The 17,237-nt window shown below is 64.4% G+C and carries 17 protein-coding genes and 1 pseudogene; 7 read left to right on the top strand and 11 right to left on the bottom strand.

Annotated elements, in window-relative coordinates; genetic code table 11:
• Window positions 1–84: 84 nt before the first annotated feature.
• The 3 genes from HKK57_RS24660 to yghX are packed head-to-tail and all read left to right on the top strand — an operon-like array spanning window position 85 to window position 2,455.
• Window positions 85–975, top strand: a complete 891-nt coding sequence (locus HKK57_RS24660) for a DMT family transporter (RefSeq protein ID WP_092236252.1) — start codon at window positions 85–87, stop codon at window positions 973–975.
• Between the two features lie 52 nt (window positions 976–1,027).
• A complete protein-coding gene (locus tag HKK57_RS24665) occupies window positions 1,028–1,522 on the top strand; it encodes a PaaI family thioesterase (RefSeq protein WP_029294528.1) in 495 nt (164 codons plus the stop codon).
• A 45-nt stretch (window positions 1,523–1,567) separates the two neighbouring features.
• A complete protein-coding gene (gene yghX / locus HKK57_RS24670; RefSeq protein ID WP_154905796.1) occupies window positions 1,568–2,455 on the top strand; it encodes a YghX family hydrolase in 888 nt (295 codons plus the stop codon).
• A gap of 214 nt (window positions 2,456–2,669) precedes the next feature.
• Here yghX and HKK57_RS24675 read toward each other — a convergent pair whose 3' ends face one another.
• On the bottom strand, window positions 2,670–3,554 hold the full coding sequence (locus tag HKK57_RS24675; protein WP_092236249.1) for a LysR family transcriptional regulator: 885 nt from the start codon (window positions 3,552–3,554) through the stop codon (window positions 2,670–2,672).
• Between the two features lie 132 nt (window positions 3,555–3,686).
• On the opposite strand from HKK57_RS24675, the gene ampC reads away from it, so the two are divergent.
• The gene (gene ampC, locus HKK57_RS24680; protein ID WP_169390982.1) at window positions 3,687–4,829 is read left to right on the top strand and encodes a class C beta-lactamase; all 1,143 of its coding nucleotides are present in this window, start codon (window positions 3,687–3,689) and stop codon (window positions 4,827–4,829) included.
• Window positions 4,830–4,859: 30 nt separating this feature from the next.
• Here the strand turns inward: ampC and ubiT are convergent, their stop codons facing one another.
• From ubiT to norR, 7 genes are all read right to left on the bottom strand, one after another.
• Window positions 4,860–5,336 (bottom strand): ubiquinone anaerobic biosynthesis accessory factor UbiT, encoded by a 477-nt coding sequence (gene ubiT / locus HKK57_RS24685; RefSeq protein WP_169390983.1) that lies wholly within the window; start codon window positions 5,334–5,336, stop codon window positions 4,860–4,862.
• Window positions 5,330–6,220, bottom strand: a complete 891-nt coding sequence (locus HKK57_RS24690; RefSeq protein ID WP_070996333.1) for a U32 family peptidase — start codon at window positions 6,218–6,220, stop codon at window positions 5,330–5,332. The genes ubiT and HKK57_RS24690 overlap by 7 nt, the downstream gene beginning before the upstream one ends.
• 10 nt (window positions 6,221–6,230) lie before the next feature.
• The gene (ubiU, locus tag HKK57_RS24695; RefSeq protein ID WP_029294516.1) at window positions 6,231–7,226 is read right to left on the bottom strand and encodes a ubiquinone anaerobic biosynthesis protein UbiU; all 996 of its coding nucleotides are present in this window, start codon (window positions 7,224–7,226) and stop codon (window positions 6,231–6,233) included.
• A gap of 167 nt (window positions 7,227–7,393) precedes the next feature.
• Window positions 7,394–8,629: a molybdopterin molybdotransferase MoeA gene (locus HKK57_RS24700; RefSeq protein WP_169390984.1), complete on the bottom strand. Its 1,236-nt coding sequence runs from the start codon at window positions 8,627–8,629 to the stop codon at window positions 7,394–7,396.
• Window positions 8,626–9,180 (bottom strand): molybdenum cofactor biosynthesis protein B, encoded by a 555-nt coding sequence (gene moaB / locus HKK57_RS24705; RefSeq protein ID WP_169390985.1) that lies wholly within the window; start codon window positions 9,178–9,180, stop codon window positions 8,626–8,628. Before moaB ends, HKK57_RS24700 begins: the two co-directional genes overlap by 4 nt.
• Window positions 9,181–9,272: 92 nt before the next feature.
• Complete coding sequence (gene pdxH / locus HKK57_RS24710) at window positions 9,273–9,920, bottom strand: pyridoxamine 5'-phosphate oxidase (protein WP_070996336.1); 648 nt, start codon at window positions 9,918–9,920, stop codon at window positions 9,273–9,275.
• Window positions 9,921–10,020: 100 nt separating this feature from the next.
• Window positions 10,021–11,538, bottom strand: coding sequence for a nitric oxide reductase transcriptional regulator NorR (norR, locus tag HKK57_RS24715; RefSeq protein WP_169390986.1), 1,518 nt, complete (start codon window positions 11,536–11,538; stop codon window positions 10,021–10,023).
• A 178-nt stretch (window positions 11,539–11,716) separates the two neighbouring features.
• On the opposite strand from norR, the pseudogene HKK57_RS24720 reads away from it, so the two are divergent.
• A pseudogene (locus HKK57_RS24720) lies at window positions 11,717–12,166 on the top strand (hemerythrin domain-containing protein); the annotation flags it as partial.
• A 124-nt stretch (window positions 12,167–12,290) separates the two neighbouring features.
• Here HKK57_RS24720 and HKK57_RS24725 read toward each other — a convergent pair.
• Window positions 12,291–12,722 carry a hypothetical protein gene (locus HKK57_RS24725; RefSeq protein ID WP_070996337.1) on the bottom strand — a complete coding sequence of 144 codons (432 nt, stop codon included), beginning with the start codon at window positions 12,720–12,722 and terminating at the stop codon, window positions 12,291–12,293.
• A 10-nt stretch (window positions 12,723–12,732) separates the two neighbouring features.
• Entirely contained in the window at window positions 12,733–13,920 is a 1,188-nt protein-coding gene (locus HKK57_RS24730) for an NnrS family protein (protein WP_169390987.1), read from the bottom strand.
• A gap of 514 nt (window positions 13,921–14,434) precedes the next feature.
• On the opposite strand from HKK57_RS24730, the gene HKK57_RS24735 reads away from it, so the two are divergent.
• Together HKK57_RS24735 and HKK57_RS24740 are read left to right on the top strand one after the other, a co-directional pair.
• Entirely contained in the window at window positions 14,435–15,136 is a 702-nt protein-coding gene (locus HKK57_RS24735; protein WP_029294499.1) for a Crp/Fnr family transcriptional regulator, read from the top strand.
• Window positions 15,133–15,333 carry a protein DnrP gene (locus HKK57_RS24740; RefSeq protein WP_169390988.1) on the top strand — a complete coding sequence of 67 codons (201 nt, stop codon included), beginning with the start codon at window positions 15,133–15,135 and terminating at the stop codon, window positions 15,331–15,333. The genes HKK57_RS24735 and HKK57_RS24740 overlap by 4 nt, the downstream gene beginning before the upstream one ends.
• On the opposite strand, the gene HKK57_RS24745 is transcribed toward HKK57_RS24740, so the two are convergent.
• Entirely contained in the window at window positions 15,327–17,168 is a 1,842-nt protein-coding gene (locus tag HKK57_RS24745) for a nitric oxide reductase activation protein NorD (protein WP_169390989.1), read from the bottom strand. The two genes, HKK57_RS24740 and HKK57_RS24745, sit on opposite strands and share 7 nt — an antisense overlap.
• Window positions 17,169–17,237 lie beyond the last annotated feature (69 nt).

The following is a 17,237-nucleotide window of genomic DNA, read 5'->3' on the forward strand; positions in this document are numbered from 1 at the left end:
GTATCCATGACAATTTTTTGATTGCCCCAATCTTCAGTCCTAGGATGCCGGTCACGCAACCCTCACTTATCGAGCACGCCCTGCATGGAACAGACTTCCCGGATTATCACTGCCCAACACAGCCGCAGCGGCTGGATCAATGGCTTGCTTGGCGTGCTGATATTCAGCGGCTCGCTACCGGCCACGCGGGTCGCGGTGCTGGAGTTCGACCCGGTGTTTCTCACCGTGGCCAGGGCCACTCTCGCCGCCATGGCGGGCCTGTGCCTGCTGTGGCTGCTCAAGGCCAGGCGGCCGACGCGCGAGCAATGGGCACCGTTGCTGATTGTCGCTCTCGGCGTGGTGCTCGGTTTCCCGCTCCTGACCGCGCTGGCCTTGCAGTCTGTGACGTCCGCCCATTCCATCGTGTTTATCGGCTTGCTGCCCCTGGCCACTGCCGTGTTCGGCGTACTGCGCGGCGGCGAGCGGCCGCGGCCGGTGTTCTGGTTGTTTTCGATCCTCGGCAGCCTGCTGGTCATGGGTTATGCCCTGGCCCAGGGCTTGAACGCCGCACCCATCGCCGACCTGCTGATGCTGTTGGCCGTGCTGGCCTGCGGGCTGGGTTACGCCGAAGGAGGCAAACTGTCGCGCACCCTCGGCGGTTGGCAGGTGATCTGTTGGGCGCTGGTGGTGGCGCTACCCGTGGTGGCGCCGCTGACGTTGCTACTGGCGCCCTCCTCCTTCGTCGGGATCAGCCTGCCGGCCTGGTTCAGCCTGGGCTACGTCGCGTTGTTCAGCATGTTGATCGGCTTTGTGTTCTGGTACCGCGGACTGGCCCAGGGCGGTATCGCCGCCGTCGGCCAGTTGCAGTTGCTGCAACCGTTCTTCGGCCTGGCGCTGGCCGCCAGCCTGCTGCATGAACAGGTAAGCCTGGGCATGCTGGCCGTGACCGTCGCGGTGATTGCCTGCGTGGCCGGGGCGAAGAAGTTTGCACGTTAGGGGCGTGCGCCTTTAGGCTCAGGGATTGGCCAAAGAACAATAAGGATCGACGATGCACACCCCTTCCCTGCAAGACACCACCGCGCCGGACGGCGTCTGTTACGGCTGCGGACCGCGCAATGCCCATGGGCTGCACATCAAGAGCCGTTGGGCTGAGGACGGCATCCATATCGTCGCCGAGCACCTGCCCGAGGCCCAATACTGCGGCTGGCCGGACCTGGTCTACGGTGGGCTGATCGCCATGTTGGTGGATTGCCATTCCAACTGGACCGCCATGGCCTATCACTACCGTGCCGAACAGCGCGAACCGGGCGAGTTGCCGCGCATCGACTGCGTGACTGGCAACCTGGGCATCAAATTTATCAAGCCGACCCCAATGGGTGTGCCACTGGCCTTGCGCGCCAGGGTCGAGGGTGAGGTCGGGCGCAAAAGCCGCGTGGTGTGCGAGGTGTACGCCGATGGTGTGCTGACGGCGATTGGCGATTCGATCTTCGTGCGGGTCGATACCGGGCGCCTGGCGGACACCGCCCATGGCCGGCAGGCCTGACAATGGTCTACATTCAACCCCACACGCCGCTATAGGAGCCTGCCGATGCCTCGCCTGACCGCCAAAGACTTCGCCCCTGAACTGCTGGAACTCTACGACGGCTACGCCCACGGCAAGATCAACCGCCGCGAGTTTCTCGACCGCGCGGCCCTGTTCACCTTTGGCGGGCTGACCGCATCGGCGTTGCTGGCGTCCCTGAGCCCCAACTACGCCCTGGCCGAACAGGTGAAGTTCACCGACCCGGACATCGTGGCCGACTACATCACCTACCCTTCGCCCAAGGGCACCGGCCAAGTGCGTGGGTACCTGGTACGCCCGGCCAAGGTCGAGGGCAAATGCCCGGCGGTGGTGGTGGTCCATGAAAACCGCGGGCTCAACCCCTACATCGAAGACGTGGCCCGACGCCTGGCCAAAGCCGGGTTCATGGCCCTGGCTCCCGATGGCCTCAGCTCGGTGGGCGGTTACCCCGGCAATGACGAAAAAGGCGTGGCACTGCAACAGACCGTCGACCCGACCAAGCTGATGAATGATTTCTTCGCCGCCATCGAATGGCTGATGCACCACGACGCCAGCACCGGCAAAGTGGGAATCACCGGCTTCTGCTACGGCGGTGGCGTGACCAATGCAGCGGCGGTGGCCTACCCGGAACTGGGCGCGGCGGTGTCGTTCTACGGACGCCAACCCGACGCCAAGGACGTGCCGAAGATCAAGGCGCCGATCATGTTGCATTTTGGCGAGCTGGACACACGAATCAACGAAGGCTGGCCGGCCTATGAAAGCGCCTTGAAGGCCGCCGGCACGACCTATGAAGCGTATATCTACAAGGGCACCAACCACGGTTTCCACAACGACTCGACCCCACGTTACGACGAAGCGGCAGCGAACCTGGCGTGGGAACGCACGTTGGGCTGGTTCCGCAAGTACCTTGCCTGATCAGTAATGTTGGTCTTGCGGTTGCGGTTGCGGTTGTGGTTGTGGTTGTGGCGAGCGGGCTTGCCCCGCGCTGGGCTGCAAAGCAGCCCCAGAACCTGCACCCTCGGCCTATCTGATACAACTCAGCGGTCTTATTGGGGCTGCTTCGCAGCCCAGCGCGGGGCAAGCCCGCTCGCCACAGTAAGCCCGCTCGCCACAACCACAACAAGGCCGCTCAAGCCATCTCAATCGCCGTCACCTCCTCCAGCCATTGCCGGAACGCCAGCATGGCCGGGGTTTCTGCCCGCGACTGCAGGCGCGTCAGCCAATAGCTACCCGTGGTGATCCCCACGTCGAACGGCTGGCGGATCACATCCTGGGCCAACTGCCGCGAGAACATCATTGCCGGCGCCAGGGCCACGCCATTGCCCTGCAGCGCCGCTTCCATCATCGCCAAGGACGAGTCGAACACGATACTGCGCGGCACCAGGGTGTCAGCGGGCAACCCGGCGGCCTGGAACCAGAGGCTCCATTCATCGGCCCGATAAGAGCGCAACAACGTGTGCTTGAGCACATCGCCAGGGCCGTGCAACTGGCGGGCAATCGCTGGCACACACAATACCGTCAGCGGCGCCGCCAGCAACTCACAGGCGTGGGTGCCATGCCATGCGCCGGCGCCAAACCGGATCGCATAATCCAGGCCTTCGGCGGCCACATCCACGCGGTTGTTATGGGTCGACAGGCGCAGATCGATAAACGGGTAGCGCGCCTGGAAATCCCCCAGGCGCGGCAGCAGCCAGCCCACCGCAAACGTGCCCACTGCGCCCACCGTCAGCACTTCGCGGTAGTGACCGGCCTGGAACTGGCCCAGGGTCTGGGCGATACGGTCGAAGGACTCGCGCAATACCGGTAACAACGTCTCCCCTTCGCGGGTCAGCATCAGGCCACGGGGCAGGCGCTTGAACAGCGTGACGTTGAGCTGTGCCTCCAGGCTCTTGACCTGATGGCTGACCGCCGCCTGGGTCACGCACAGCTCGATGGCCGCCCGGGTAAAGCTCAAATGCCTGGCGGAGGCTTCGAACGCACGCAGTGCGTTGAGGGGCAGATGGGAACGCAACATGGTTTAAACCCAAATTTTTCTAATGACTGGTGCGAGATATCATCGGTTGTCCAGGGCCCTGAAACTGCCTATCTTGGCCACGCCTGCGCAGGCTGTGATACCTCCGATCATCCTCATGGAAGCGACCTCATCATGTACCAACACGTGCGCAACGTCACGATTCTCAGCCTATTGCTCGGCGCGGGCAACTGCATGGCCGCCGACAATCTGCGCCAGGTGGTGGACGCCAGCGTCAAGCCCCTGATGCAGCGACAGGCAATTCCCGGCTTGGCAGTCGCCATCGTGCAAGACGGCAAGGCCCGATACTTTAACTACGGTATCGCCGCCAAGGACAGCCAACAGCCCATCAGCGAAAACACCCTGTTCGAGATCGGCTCGGTGAGCAAGACCTTCGCCGCCACCCTGGCCGGTTATGCCCAGGCCACCGGCAAGCTCAAGCTCTCTGCCCCCGCCAGCGACTATTTGCCAGCCTTGCGCGGCAGCCTGTTCGAGCACATCAGCGTGCTTCAACTGGGCACCTACACCGCAGGCGGGTTGCCGTTGCAGTTCCCCAGCGAGGCGGACAATGCCCAGCAGATGATCGGCTACTTCCAGCACTGGAAAGCCGCTTTCGCCCCCGGCACCCAGCGCCAGTACTCCAACCCCAGCCTGGGCCTGTTCGGCTATCTGGCGGCGCAAAGCCTGCAGCAACCCTTCGACGTGGCGATGGAACAGACCCTACTGCCCAAGCTCGGTCTCAAGCACACCTATCTCACGGTGCCCAAGGCGCAAATGGGCCTGTATGCGCAGGGCTATGACAAGGCCGGCAAGCCGGTGCGCGTCAGCCCCGGTGCACTGGACAGCGAAGCCTACGGGGTGAAGACCAGCCCCGCCGACCTGGCTCGCTACATGGCGCTGAACATGCACCCGACGTCGCTGGAGCAGCCGCTGCAACAGGCGATTGCCGCCACGCACACGGGTTATTACACGGTAGAAGGCACCACCCAAGGGCTTGGCTGGGAAATGTACGCCTACCCGCTGAGCGTCGACGCCCTGGTCGAAGGCAACTCGACCCCGATGGCCATGGAGCCGCATCCGGTCAAGTGGCTGACACCCGCCCAGCCGCTGCGCGCCAATACCCTGGTAAACAAGACCGGCTCGACCGGCGGCTTTGGCGCCTATATCGCTTATGTGCCGAGCAGAGGCATCGGTGTCGTGATCCTGGCGAACAAGAACTACCCCAATGCCGAGCGGGTGAAAGCGGCCCATGCAATCTTGCAGGCCATGGACCACTGAAGCGGTAGCACCAGGCTTGCCACAGGGGTATCAGGTCGCTCCTGTCGCCAGGCCTTTACCGGCCCGTTCCAGATTGCGCCATAACCAGGGCGGCAACACGTCCGGGTCGAGGCTGTCGATCAGGTTCTTCAGGCCCAACCCCAACTCCGTATCCCCCTCGATCACCAGCCGCCGGCGAAAGAACAAGGTGTCCGGGTCTTCCTGGCGGCTGGCCAATAGCAGAAACTCGCGCCAGTTGCCGCTGATGGTCACCTGGGCCTCGGCCCGCTCGGCGATGCGCAGCCCGTCGCGGCCCAGGGTCAGGTACCAGCGCAAGCCCAGGTCGGGAATGCGCAGGCACATCCAGCGTCCACGCAGCAGTTCAAAGCCGCCATCGCGCAAGGGTTCGGCCAGGCAGCGGTTCAACGCCTGTTGCAACGCCAGGCGCTGCACCACAAAGGGCACCTTGCACATCAGCGGCAATAAACGATCGGCGCCCTTGAGCAGCCATTGCTTGCGATTCAACACAGCCCCACCTCCTCGACCCGCAACATCCCGGCCTGGCCATGCCAGTAGCCATTGCAGCCCTCGACAAACACCGGCGGCGTGGCGCCCTGGCGCACCCGATCAAAGGCTTCGACGATGCCCACCATGCCCTGCGCCCTTGGGCTCAGGCGCAGCAGGTCGGCGCCGCAACTCACCAGCCCTGGATAGTCGGCCAGCAGGTTGGTGACATCCGCCGACATGGTCTGGATGCCATTCAACGTAAACAACGCCTGCCCTTCCTGGCTGGTCAAGGCCATGCCATCGGGGTAGTTCAGGCAGCAGAACTGGCAGTCATCCTTGGGCCGGTTTTCCGCTCGGGCCGTGAAGCAGCGCGCCGAGTAGGCCAGGGGCAAATGCCCATAGGCAAAGACTTCAACCTCCGGCAACGGCCGACCCAGTTCACGCACCTGCTCCAGCACATCACCAATCAGCGCGGCCGAGCACTCCACCGGCGGCACCCAACGCATCATCCCGGCGTCCAGCAGTTGCACGAGGGCGTGGCCGTTGTACAAATTCAACGCCGGCCCACCGACAAAGGGCAGCTTGCGCTCGGCAAGCAGTTGCACGGCGCCCATGTCATTGGCCTCGACCAGCACCTCGCCGTTGTCACACAGGCGGCGCAGGCTCGACAGCTCCGATGCGGCCTCGATCAGGGTCAGGCTCGACAGCACGATTTGCGCGTTGCCCGCCGAGTGCAATTCGCGGCCCAGGCCCAACCATTGATCGAGGTTGAACGCGCGACGCTTGGAGCACACGGTTTCCCCCAGGTAGATCACATCCAGCGGCAAGCTGGCCATCTCGGAGTAGAACTGCCCCAGTTGTTGCTTATCCCAATAAAACAGCACCGGTCCCAGGCTGAGTTTCATGTGCGGTTCCTCATTGCCACGAACGATGGTAGGCGCCCAGGGTGGTCTGGCTGCCTTCGGATAGACCGGCCAGCACGCTGCGCCACTGGTCCTTGACCACAAAGCGTTCCGGCGCACTGCGGTGGGCGTCCAGCGCCGCGCGCCAGACCCCGGTGACTTGCTCGACATACGCCGGGCTGCGCTGGCGGCCTTCGATTTTTACCGCTTCCACACCCATGGCGATCAACTCGGGGATCAGGTCCAGGGTATCGAGGCTGGTGGGTTCTTCGAGGGCGTGGAAGCGCTTGCCATCGACCATGAAACGGCCCTTGCACAGGGTCGGATAGCCCGCCGGTTCGTCCGGGGTATAGCGGTCGATCAACACTTCGCTCAGGCGCGCGCTCAGGCCGTCGGCGTCTTCGCTCCAGCGCACGGCCTTGGCCGGCGAGCACACGCCGCACAGGTTCGGGGATTCGCCGGTGATGTACGAAGACAGATGGCACCGGCCCTCCGCCATGATGCACAGGCTGCCGAAACCGAAGACCTCGATCGGCACCGAGCTGCTGGCAGCCACGTGCTTGACCTGGGCCAGCGACAGCACCCGTGGCAGCACCGCACGGCGGATGCCATAGCGCTCGGCGTAGAACTGCAACGCCGCCGCATGGGTCGCCGAACCCTGTACCGAGAGGTGCAAGGCCATCTGCGGATGGCGGCTACTGGCGTACTGCAGCACGCCCGGGTCACCGGCAATCAGCGCATCCACGCCATGGTCGGCGGCGCGATCCACTGCCCGTTGCCAGCGCTCCCAGCCTTTGGGCTGCGGGTAGGTGTTGACCGCCACATACAGCTTGCGCTGGTGCTGGCGGATATGGGCGACGGCGCCGTCGAACTGCTTGTCGTCCATGTTCAGCCCGGCAAAATGCCGGGCGTTGGTGTCGTCGCGAAACCCCACGTACACCGCATCGGCACCTTGGCGCACGGCGGCTTTGAGCGCAGGCAGGTTCCCTGCCGGGCAGACCAGTTGCATGGTTGATCCTCATCAAAAAAACTATCGCACTTGTGTCGCTGCAGGCTTGTGTGGGGCTTGTGTGGGAGCGGGCTTGCCCGCGATGGCGGCCTACCAGTCGACATTTATGGTGACTGATACACCGCTATCGCGGGCAAGCCCGCTCCCACATTGATCACCGCCGGCAGTTACTGCATCAGTTCGGCGAAGGACACGAACCGCACCAGGCCGCCCTTTTCCACCAACTGCTCACGCTCCACAATCGCCAGGCCATCGGCCCAGCACGCCGCGCTCAACATCGCCGAGCTTTGCCGTGGGTGCAGGGTGATGCGCGCCTGGCCGTCGATGCCCGGCGCCAGGCGTGCCCGCAGGTATTGGCGGCGGCGGTTGCGCTGGGTCCAGGTAAAATCGGCAGGCAGCAGCATCGGCACCAAGGTGACGTCAGTCACACCCTGGGCGCGCAACAGAAACGGGCGCACCACCACCAACGCGGTAATCAGCGCCGCCGAGGGGTTGCCGGGCAAGCCGATCCACGGTTTACCCGCCACATCGCCAAAGGCCAGGGGTTTGCCCGGCTGGATCGCCAGGCGCCAGAAGTCCACGCGGCCCAGTTCCTCGATCGCCTGCTTGAGGTGATCTTCCTCGCCCACCGACACCCCGCCAGAGGTCAGCAGCAGGTCGCATTCCGAGGAGGCCAGGGTCAACGCATCGCGGCTGACGGCCAGTTCGTCGGCCATCACGCCATAGTCATGCACTTCCACTCCCCAGCCTTGCAGCAGTGCCGCCAGGCAGTGGCGATTGCTGTTGTAGATCTGCCCCGGCGCCAGGTGATCGCCCGGTTCGCGCAACTCATCGCCACTGCTCAACAGGCACACCCGCAGCGGCCGGTAGACCTTGACCTGAGCCAGCCCGGCCGCCGCGAGCAACCCCAACTCCTGGGCGCGCAGGCGCTTGCCGGCCGGCAGCAGCAAGGCGCCCTGGGTCACCTCTTCACCCTGCTTGCGTACGTGTTCGCCGGTGCGCATGGGCGGGCACCAGATACGCTGGCCATAGACCCGGCAACGCTCCTGGGGCACCACGGTGTCGGCCCCGGACGGCAAGGGAGCACCGGTAAAAATGCGCATGGTCTGCCCACTGCTCAACGCCGTCGCGGCGGCGTCGCCAGCGGCAATCCGCCCGGCCAGGCGCAGGTAGCCGCCCTCGGCCGGCAGGTCTGCGGCGCACAGCGCGTAGCCGTCCATGGCACTGTTGTCCCAGGCCGGCAGGTTGACCGGGGAAAAAATATCGCCAGCCAGCACCCGGCCCAAGGCCTGGGCGGTCTTCACCTGCTGGCTGGACGGTGGGGGTGGTGCCTGGGCCAACAGGCGTTCGATGGCCTCGTCCACCGGGATCAATTCACCGCTTTCACACACCGATGTGCTCATGACCGCGCCTCGCAGGGTTCCAGCGCTTGCGCGGCCTGGGGCTTGAGGTGTGGGGCGAAATTGCACGGCCCGGTGCGGCTGTCCAGTTGCCCCAGCAGGATCTTGTCCCAACCGGTGCGGCACGCGCCGGGGGAGCCGGGCATGCAGCACACCAGCACGCCGTTGCTCATGCCGGCCAGGGCGCGTGACTGCAGGGTCGACATGCCGATCTCTGGCACGGACACCTGGCGAAACAGCTCGCCAAAGCCTTCGACATGCTTGTCCAGCAACGGCAGTACCGCTTGTGGGGTGTTGTCCCGCGCAGTGAAGCCGGTGCCGCCGGTGGTGAGGATCACCTGCACCTGTGGGTCGGCGATCCACTGCGAAATGCGTGCGCGGATCTGGTAGATGTCGTCCACCACCAGCGCCCGGTCGATCAACTCGTGCCCGGCCGCCTGCAAGCGGTCGCACAGGGTCTGCCCGGAGGTGTCGTTGTCAAAGTTGCGTGTGTCGCTGATGGTCAGGACGGCGATATTCAGTGAGACAAAATTGCGTTGAGTCAGGTGTGCCATGGTGAAAATCCCGGGATAAATGAGCAATGGCCCAAGCCTGCACCGCAAAGGTCTGCGGGCCTATTCCTCCGAGGAGGTACCTCTAGGCGGATTCAGGGGGCCAGGCGGCTGCGCTGCCAGGTGCCGTCGTGGCGACGGTAATCGAGGCGGTCGTGCAGGCGGTCGGGGCGGCCTTGCCAGAACTCCACGCGCTCGGGTTGCAGGCAATAGCCGCCCCACTCTGCCGGGCGCGGCGGTTGTTGGCCGGCAAAGCGTTGGGTGACGTCGCGCAGGCGCCCTTCCAGTTCGGCGCGATGGGCCAAGGGCTGGCTTTGCGGCGACGCCCAGGCGCCCACCTGGCTGGCCAGCGGCCGCGAATGGAAGTAGTCGTCGGACAGCTGCGGCGCCAGGCGTGCGACGGTGCCTTCGATGCGCACCTGGCGCTCCAGGCCCGGCCAGAAAAAGGTCATGGCCGCGCTGGGGTTGCTCGCCAGTTCCTGACCCTTGGCGCTCTGGTAGTGACCGAAAAAGGTGAAGCCCTCGGCACTGAAGCCCTTGAGCAAGAGAATCCGACAATGGGCGCGGCCCTCGGCATCGACCGTGGCCAGGGCCATGCTGTTGGCCTCCACAGGCGCCACTTCGGTCTTGCGCGCCTGCTCCAGCCACTGGCCGAACAGCACGAGGGGATCGTCCTGTACCAGGTCATCCCGCAAACCGTACAAGGTGTAGTTGCGGCGCATCTGCGCCAGGGAAAGGGGCATGGGGCGAACCTCCGGTCAGTTCGCCACAGTCTGATCAGCCGAGGCGCCCGGCACCTTGACCACGATCAACTGCGCGCCGCGGCATGGCGTCGCAGCGTTGCTATTTGAGACCCAGGCGCCGCGCCAATTTGTGCAGGTTGCTGGAGTCCAGGCCCAGCATCCGCGCGGCGCTCGCCCAGTTATCGCCCGACAGGCTCAACGCCTGGCGCACCTTCTGGCGCTGGCAGTCGTCCACCGCGTCGCTCAAGGTCTGGAACGCCTGCACCGGGGCTTGAAAGACAGGGGCCTGCGCCAAGGTGGCGCTGTCCAGGTCCAGCAGTTCGGCTTCCAGGGTCATGATCTGGTTGCGATTGCCGCCCCGGCTCAGCTGCTTCAAGGCGGCGCGACTGATCACATGTTCCAGCTCGCGCACATTGCCCGGCCAGGCATAAGCCAGCAGGGTCTGCTCGGCCGCAGGCGACAGGCGCAAACCGCGCAAGCCCAGCCGCGCACGGTTGAGTTCCAGGAAATGCCCGGCCAGCAGCAGCACATCGTGACCGCGCTCACGCAACGCCGGGATCGGCACCGGGTACACCGACAGCCGGTGGTACAGATCGGCGCGGAACAGCCCTTCACGAATGCTCTCGGGCAGGTGGCGGTTGGTGGCGGCGATGATCCGCACATCCACATGCAACGGCTTGTCGGCGCCCAGGCGCTGGATCTCACCATTCTGCAAGGTGCGCAAAAGCTTGGCCTGCACGCTCAGCGGCAGCTCGCCCACTTCATCGAGGAACAGCGTGCCGCCGTTGGCCGCATCAAAACGCCCGGCACGGTCACTGGTAGCCCCGGAAAACGCACCTTTGACATGGCCGAACAGCTCGCTCTCGGCCAAAGATTCCGGCAGCGCCGCGCAGTTGACCTGGATCAGCGGCTTTTTGCTGCGCCGCGACAGGCGATGCAGGCGCCGCGCGAACAGCTCCTTGCCCACCCCCGTTTCGCCGAGCAACAGCACCGGCAAATCCGAGTCGGCGAGCACATCCAGCTCGTTGAGCAGTTGATGCAGGACCGGGCTCTGGCCGAGGATCTCGCCGTCTTCGACGCTGGGCGAACCCGCCACCGGTTCGCTGCGCGACAGGCGCAGGCTGCGGTTTTCCTGCTCAAGGCGCGTGACGCGCACCGCCGCCTCGATCTGCAGGGTGCAGCGCTTGAGTTGCTCGCGGGCATTGGCATCGAAGGTTCCGGCATGCAGCGCATCCAGGGTAATCGCGCCCCAGGGCCGGCCTTCGACGAACAGGCTCACGCCCATGCAGTCATGCACGGGCAGCGGTTCGCCGACCTGGCTGTCTAGAAGCCCGTCGTACGGGTCCGGCAGGCGGCTGTCGGGTTCGAACCAGGTCGGCTCGCGGGAGGCCATGATCGCTGCCAGGCGCGGGTGTTGGGCAATCACAAAGCGCCGGCCAAGGGCCTCATGCACCAGGCCCACGGTGGCCACGGGGCGCAGGCTGTCGTCGCCATCCAGGCGCAACAGGCCCACGGCGCCGCTATGGAAATATTCGCGCAGGGTCTGCACCAGGCGTTGCAGGCGCACCGCGTTGGGCAATTCGACAATCAGGTCGGCCGACAGACTTTCACGCAGCATGGTCATTACTACCCTTGTATGGTCGGATCTACCGTGCAGCATCAGGGTGATCCTGACCACTACAAAAAATTAATTTCTATTTTTCAATAAGTTGGCAATGGCACACGGCATGCAATCACCGCTTCATCTGTTCACTTGATGAGGAAACCCCATGAACACCATCGCCCCGGACACCCTGCCCCAGGCGCAACTGATCGAACATTTGCTGGAGCGCTACCACGCCCGCCACCGCGAACAACTGCCGGAACTGATTCGCCTGGCCAGCCGCGTCGAGCAGGTCCACGGTCACCACCTGGCCTGCCCCAATGGCCTGGCCGACTTGCTGCGTGACATCGAGCAGGAACTGGAGGGCCATATGCTCAAGGAAGAACAAGTGCTGTTCCCAATGCTGCAAATGGGCCTGGGGCCCCAGGCTGCGCCGCCGATCCAGGTCATGCGCTTTGAACACGAACAACATGGCCAGGCCCTGGAACAGTTGCAGGCGCTGACCAACCACATCCAACCGCCCAGCGATGCGTGCAATACCTGGCGGGCCTTGTATCACGGGCTGGAGGTGTTTCATGGGGATTTGCTGGAGCATATTCATCTGGAAAACGACGTGTTGTTTGTCCGCGCACTGAAGGCCTGACCGACCTGTAGGAGCGAGCTTGCTCGCGAAGAACATCAACCAAAACGCGGGCTGCCTGGGTAGACGCGTTGTCCGTGAGTTTTTCGCGAGCAAGCTCGCTCCTACAGGAAGGGATCGAGGTGTCTTAACGCAGCATCAGTTTGGCCAGGATCACGATCAGCACCATGTGCCCAAGGATGCTGCGGCGAATCCATACCGCCCGCAGCGGGCTCAGGCGCTTTTGCGTCAACCAGTACGCGAGCAGCAGGTAGTGCCCGATGATGCTCAGCGCCAACAGGATCTTCAGGCTCAACATCGCCGAAAAAGGGCTGGCCCATGGCGCGCCCAGCACGCCGCGGTAATGCCAGGCCAGGCCGATGCCCGCGCCATACAACAGCACCACCACGCCATGCAGCACCTGCCGCGAACGCCGGGCAATGGCTTGGTCGCTGGTGAACTGCGCCGACCACGCCAACTCTTCACGGGCGCGGTGCCAGATAAAAACCTCGAAGAACAGCGTGCCGATAAAGGCAATGGCCGCCAGCAGATGCACAATCAATAGCCACGAATACAGCATTCCCGTTCTCCTAGCCCGGATGGCCGTCAACCCGCGCATGCCACAGCATTGGGGCATAGCGCCATAGATACACGCCCAGGCCCAGGGTCCAGCACAGGCCCGCCAGCCACAGCGCGGCGTACGGCCAGATCAGTACCAGCAGCACCCGGCTCAGGCAGGCCAGGTTCAGCAGGGTGAAGGCCAGGGTCATGCCCTTGGGTGGCGTCAGTGGCCGGCCGGTATGACCCAGGCTGACCCGCGCGATCATCGCCAGGATCAAGCCGCCCATCGCCCCTACCGTCAGCGCATGCACCGCCAGGCTCGGGTTCAATGGGACACCCAAGTGCCACAGCGCCATGCCCAGGCACGCCACCGCCAACCAGGCATAGGCCAGGTGCAGCGACCACAGCAGCGGCACGCGCCACAGGCCACGGTCGTGCCAGCGCACCAGGCGCACCAGGTGACCGATCCCCAACAGGGCAAACACTAAACCAACCCAGAGGCTGGGCATCAGCGCGACACCGCTGGCATACAACAGAGCGACCAGCGCCGAGCCTACCAACAACAGGTAATCCAGCCACGGCCAGGGCTTCACGGCTTGCGTGCGCCCCAGGCCACGCTGGGTGAAGAATGGAATCACCCGACCGCCGATCAAGCCCATCATCGCCGCCACCAGCCACAGCCCGGTCAACACCGCCTGGCGCTGCCAGCCTTCGTCACCGCGCAGCAAGCCATACAGGGACAGGGCGTCGGCCAGGGTCAACAGCAGCAACACCAGCACAATCGGGTAGTTGCGCTGTTGCCGCACTTTCCACAAGGTCCAGCCCATCAACCCGGCGACGGCCAGGGGAAAGGTCAGTTCCAGCACGGCCAACAGCGGCCACGGCAGGTTGAACAGCCAGGCCAGGCGTGCGGCCAGCCACACCCCGGCCAACATCGCCAGCGGCGTACCGCTGATGCCGGGGCGACCGGTCCAGGTCTGCACCGCCGTCAACAGGAACCCGCCGATGATCGCCAAGGCGAAACCGAACAGCAGTTCATGGCGATGCCACGCCAGCCAGCCTCCCGCCGGCTGCCAGCCTGCGTCGCCGGCCAGGGCCAGCAACCACAGGGGAACCGCCAGCAACGCCAACAGGCAGCCACCGAGGAAAAATGGCCGGAAAGCCAGGCGAAACAACGGGGTTATCGACATGGCCTTGCGTCGATCCAGCACTTGCATACCACCACTCCTCAAGTCATTGCCGGCCCGATCATCCGGGATTGCCCGCGCCCGGCCCTTGTCGCAGATCAAGCAGGGCTTCGAGGCGGCGCAATATCCTGGGGGCCGTCGCGGGATTGGCGTTGCAAGGGCCGGGCCGGCTCCTTATGCCCACCGCAATCACGGGTGGGAGCTGGCTTGCCTGCGATGGCATCGCTGCGGTTTTACTGGGAGACCGAGGTGCCTGCATCGCAGGCAAGCCAGCTCCTACATGGGATCGGCGCTGATAATGAGGGTTTAAATGACCATTAGAGGGTTAAAAAAACCCTTATTGATAGGGTCATTCAAACCCTGGTGACGCTACAGCCCGCATTCTGCAACGCCCTCTCTTTGGCCCAGCTCTTGCTCTACCCGGTTATCCCGTCATTACCCTGCCCCACGGAGTCCCCATGAAAAAAGTCATCCAGCCCCTCGCCTGGTTCGTGATCCTCGGTTCGATGATGGCGGCGGCCAGTGGCCTGTCGTTGTGGCTTGTATGATCACCGACGCACCGAGGGTCCTGCACCGCGTGCATCATCAGATCCTGCGCAGCCATCACCTGTTCGAGCCGCTCAACGAAGAGCAGATGGATGAGTTGATGGCCAGCAGTCAATTGCTGAGTGTCGACAAGGGCGAACCATTGTTCCGCCAGGGCGAGCCGGCCGAGGGGTTTTACTTCGTGATTGCCGGCGCGGTGAAGATCTACCGCCTGACCCCGGACGGCCAGGAGAAAGTCTTTGAAGTGATCGGCGAGCGGCAGACCTTCGCCGAGGCGATGATGCTGATGGACACCCCCAACTACGTGGCCTGCGCCGAGGCGGTGTGCCCGACGCAGTTGTATCGCCTGTCCAACGCCACCTATATGCGCCTGCTCCACAGCAACAGCCGCCTGACCTTCGCCCTGCTGGGCAAGTTGTGTGTGCGCCTGCACCAGCGGGTCAACGAGATCGAGACCCTGTCCCTGAAAAACGCCACCCACCGCGTGGTGCGCTACCTGCTGACGCAACTGGTGCGCCTGCACAGCGCCGACAGTTCGTTCGAATTGCCCATGGCCAAGCAGTTGATCGCCGGGCACCTGTCGATCCAGCCAGAGACGTTCTCGCGGATCATTCGCCGGCTGATCGATGAAAAAATCATCACCCAGGACGGTCGGCAGATCGCCATTCTTGATCGCCTGCGCCTGGAGCAATTTGAATGAGCGCCGCGTGTGTGTGCCTGTATTGCCAACATGCCAACCCGCCAACGCAGCCAGCCTGCTCACGCTGCGCCATGCCCCTGCCCGCCTCCACCGCCAGCCTTGAGGCCCGGCGACTCAAACGTTTCCAATGGTTCTGCCTGGGGCTGGCCGTGTTCTGCATCACCATGTTCTTGTGGCTGCCCCGGGACTTTTACTGATCTTCGGTCAACTGCCGGTACAGCTGCGGCAAGCGTAGCGGCAGCTGCTCCGGCTGGCGGATCAAGGTGTAGCCGTGGGCGCCGAACATGTACGGCAGGTAATCTGCGGCCTGTTTGTCGATGGTGATGCAGAACGGCACCAGGCCCTGGCGCCGCGCTTGCATTACGGCCTGGCGGGTGTCCTCCACGCCATAACGTCCCTCATACAAGTCCAGGTCGTTGGGCTTGCCATCGGTCACAATCAACAGCAGTTTGCGCCGTTGCTTGCACGCGCCAAGGGTCTGGGTGGCGTGGCGGATAGCCGCGCCCATCCGGGTGTAGTAACCCGGCTTGAGGCCCTGGATGCAGCCGCGGGTGTGGTCGTCATAGGGTTGCTGGAACGACTTGAGCTGTTGCAGGCGCACCTGCTGGCGGCGCAAGGATGAAAACCCATACAGGGCAAACGCATCACCCAGGCCCGCCAGGCTCTCGCCAAACAGCAACAGGCTGTCGCGGATCACATCGATGACCTTTTGCGTATCGTTGAGGTGGGCGTCGGTGGACATCGACACATCGGCCAGCAGCAAACAGGCCAGGTCACGCCGGGTGCGGCGCTGCTCCTTGAACAGACCGCGCTCGGCGCATGCGCCGTGCTGGCGCTCGACATGAAAATCCAGCCACGCCTGCAGGTCCAGTTCCGCGCCCTGGGGCTGTTGACGCAGCCATTGACGGTCGGTACGCAGCTGCTGGAACTGGCGGCGCAACCGCGCAGCCTGGGGCAGCAGGCGTGCCGGCAGCGGCTGGGGCGTGCTGTCGCGGGGTTGCATCAGTTGCAGGTTGACGAAGTTGGCTTGCAGGCATTGTTGGCGGTAATCCCACTCCGGCAGCTTGATGCCTTCGCCCAGGGGAATGTCGTCGACATCGGCCGGTGGCAGATCCAGGTGCAGCTTCAAGCCGCCACTCTTGCGCACGCGCTGGCGTGACAGGCTCAACTGGTCGAGGTCTTCGGCAACGCGGGCGGCATCTTCGTCCTCGGAGTCATCGGCCCAGCGGTCGAGGTCGACGTGTTCGGTCCAACTGAACAGGTTTTCCAGGCGCACCACCAACAGGCCGCCGTCGCGGCTGTTGTCATCTACCCGGTTGGCTTGTTTGGGCGCGCCCTGTTGTTGGCCGGGGCGGGTCGCCAGGTCATCGCCCTCGTCATCCAGATCGCCGGCCTGCGGGCTGTGCAGGTGCAAGGGTGGATACAGCCACAGGGGCAGCGGCCAGGCGGCGCGCTCGCTGCGGGGTAACTGGCGGATGCTGCCGGGTTCGCGCAGGGCCTTGCGCAAGGCCTTTTCCACGGCAGCTTCAGATGGATTGAGGCTGGCGGGATCCGGGCGCAATTGCAGGTGGGCGTCCACCAGGCGCTGATAGCTGGGGAGCATGGCCGGGTAACGCTGCAACAGCAGCCAGGTCCAGCGCTGGTTGTCGCGGGCCCAGTGGGTCATCGGCCCGGCGTGTGCGGCCAGGAGCGCCAGCCAGCGGTACAACTCCAGGTTCAGGGCGGCCGAAGGAAACACCGCCAGGCTTGCCGGCAGGCGCAGGCGATGGCCATCGCATGAGGCCAGGGGGGCTTGCCGGCAGGTGCCGGCGATGCGCATCAACAGGTTGCGCCGCAGCAGCAGGTCGCGCTCGCTGGCGGCCTCCAGGGCAATTGCGTGGGCGCCGCCCAGGGCGCGGAACAGCAGGGCCAGGCTGCGCTGGCGGTCGACCAGGTCGACCCGCGCCTCGGGGAAGTCCGCACTGGCGCGGCGGGTGATAAAGCGGTGCCAGACACTGCCGACCCACTCTTCCAACTCAAGGGTAAAGGCCATGTGAAGTGCTCCAGACATAAAAACGGCCCGCACTACCTGCCGGGCCGCCCTCTTGGGGATTAACGTTGA

Source organism: Pseudomonas sp. ADAK21 (assembly GCF_012935735.1).
Classification (GTDB): Bacteria; Pseudomonadota; Gammaproteobacteria; order Pseudomonadales; family Pseudomonadaceae; genus Aquipseudomonas; species Aquipseudomonas proteolytica.

Coding starts and splice junctions, on each gene's coding strand:
- HKK57_RS24660 (WP_092236252.1), top strand. CDS start 85: ATGGAACAGACTTCCCGGATTATCACTGCCCAACACAGCCGCAGCGGC.
- HKK57_RS24665 (WP_029294528.1), top strand. CDS start 1,028: ATGCACACCCCTTCCCTGCAAGACACCACCGCGCCGGACGGCGTCTGT.
- yghX (WP_154905796.1), top strand. CDS start 1,568: ATGCCTCGCCTGACCGCCAAAGACTTCGCCCCTGAACTGCTGGAACTC.
- HKK57_RS24675 (WP_092236249.1), bottom strand. CDS start 3,554: ATGTTGCGTTCCCATCTGCCCCTCAACGCACTGCGTGCGTTCGAAGCC.
- ampC (WP_169390982.1), top strand. CDS start 3,687: ATGTACCAACACGTGCGCAACGTCACGATTCTCAGCCTATTGCTCGGC.
- HKK57_RS24690 (WP_070996333.1), bottom strand. CDS start 6,220: ATGAAACTCAGCCTGGGACCGGTGCTGTTTTATTGGGATAAGCAACAA.
- ubiU (WP_029294516.1), bottom strand. CDS start 7,226: ATGCAACTGGTCTGCCCGGCAGGGAACCTGCCTGCGCTCAAAGCCGCC.
- HKK57_RS24700 (WP_169390984.1), bottom strand. CDS start 8,629: ATGAGCACATCGGTGTGTGAAAGCGGTGAATTGATCCCGGTGGACGAG.
- moaB (WP_169390985.1), bottom strand. CDS start 9,180: ATGGCACACCTGACTCAACGCAATTTTGTCTCACTGAATATCGCCGTC.
- pdxH (WP_070996336.1), bottom strand. CDS start 9,920: ATGCCCCTTTCCCTGGCGCAGATGCGCCGCAACTACACCTTGTACGGT.
- norR (WP_169390986.1), bottom strand. CDS start 11,538: ATGCTGCGTGAAAGTCTGTCGGCCGACCTGATTGTCGAATTGCCCAAC.
- HKK57_RS24725 (WP_070996337.1), bottom strand. CDS start 12,722: ATGCTGTATTCGTGGCTATTGATTGTGCATCTGCTGGCGGCCATTGCC.
- HKK57_RS24730 (WP_169390987.1), bottom strand. CDS start 13,920: ATGCAAGTGCTGGATCGACGCAAGGCCATGTCGATAACCCCGTTGTTT.
- HKK57_RS24735 (WP_029294499.1), top strand. CDS start 14,435: ATGATCACCGACGCACCGAGGGTCCTGCACCGCGTGCATCATCAGATC.
- HKK57_RS24740 (WP_169390988.1), top strand. CDS start 15,133: ATGAGCGCCGCGTGTGTGTGCCTGTATTGCCAACATGCCAACCCGCCA.
- HKK57_RS24745 (WP_169390989.1), bottom strand. CDS start 17,168: ATGGCCTTTACCCTTGAGTTGGAAGAGTGGGTCGGCAGTGTCTGGCAC.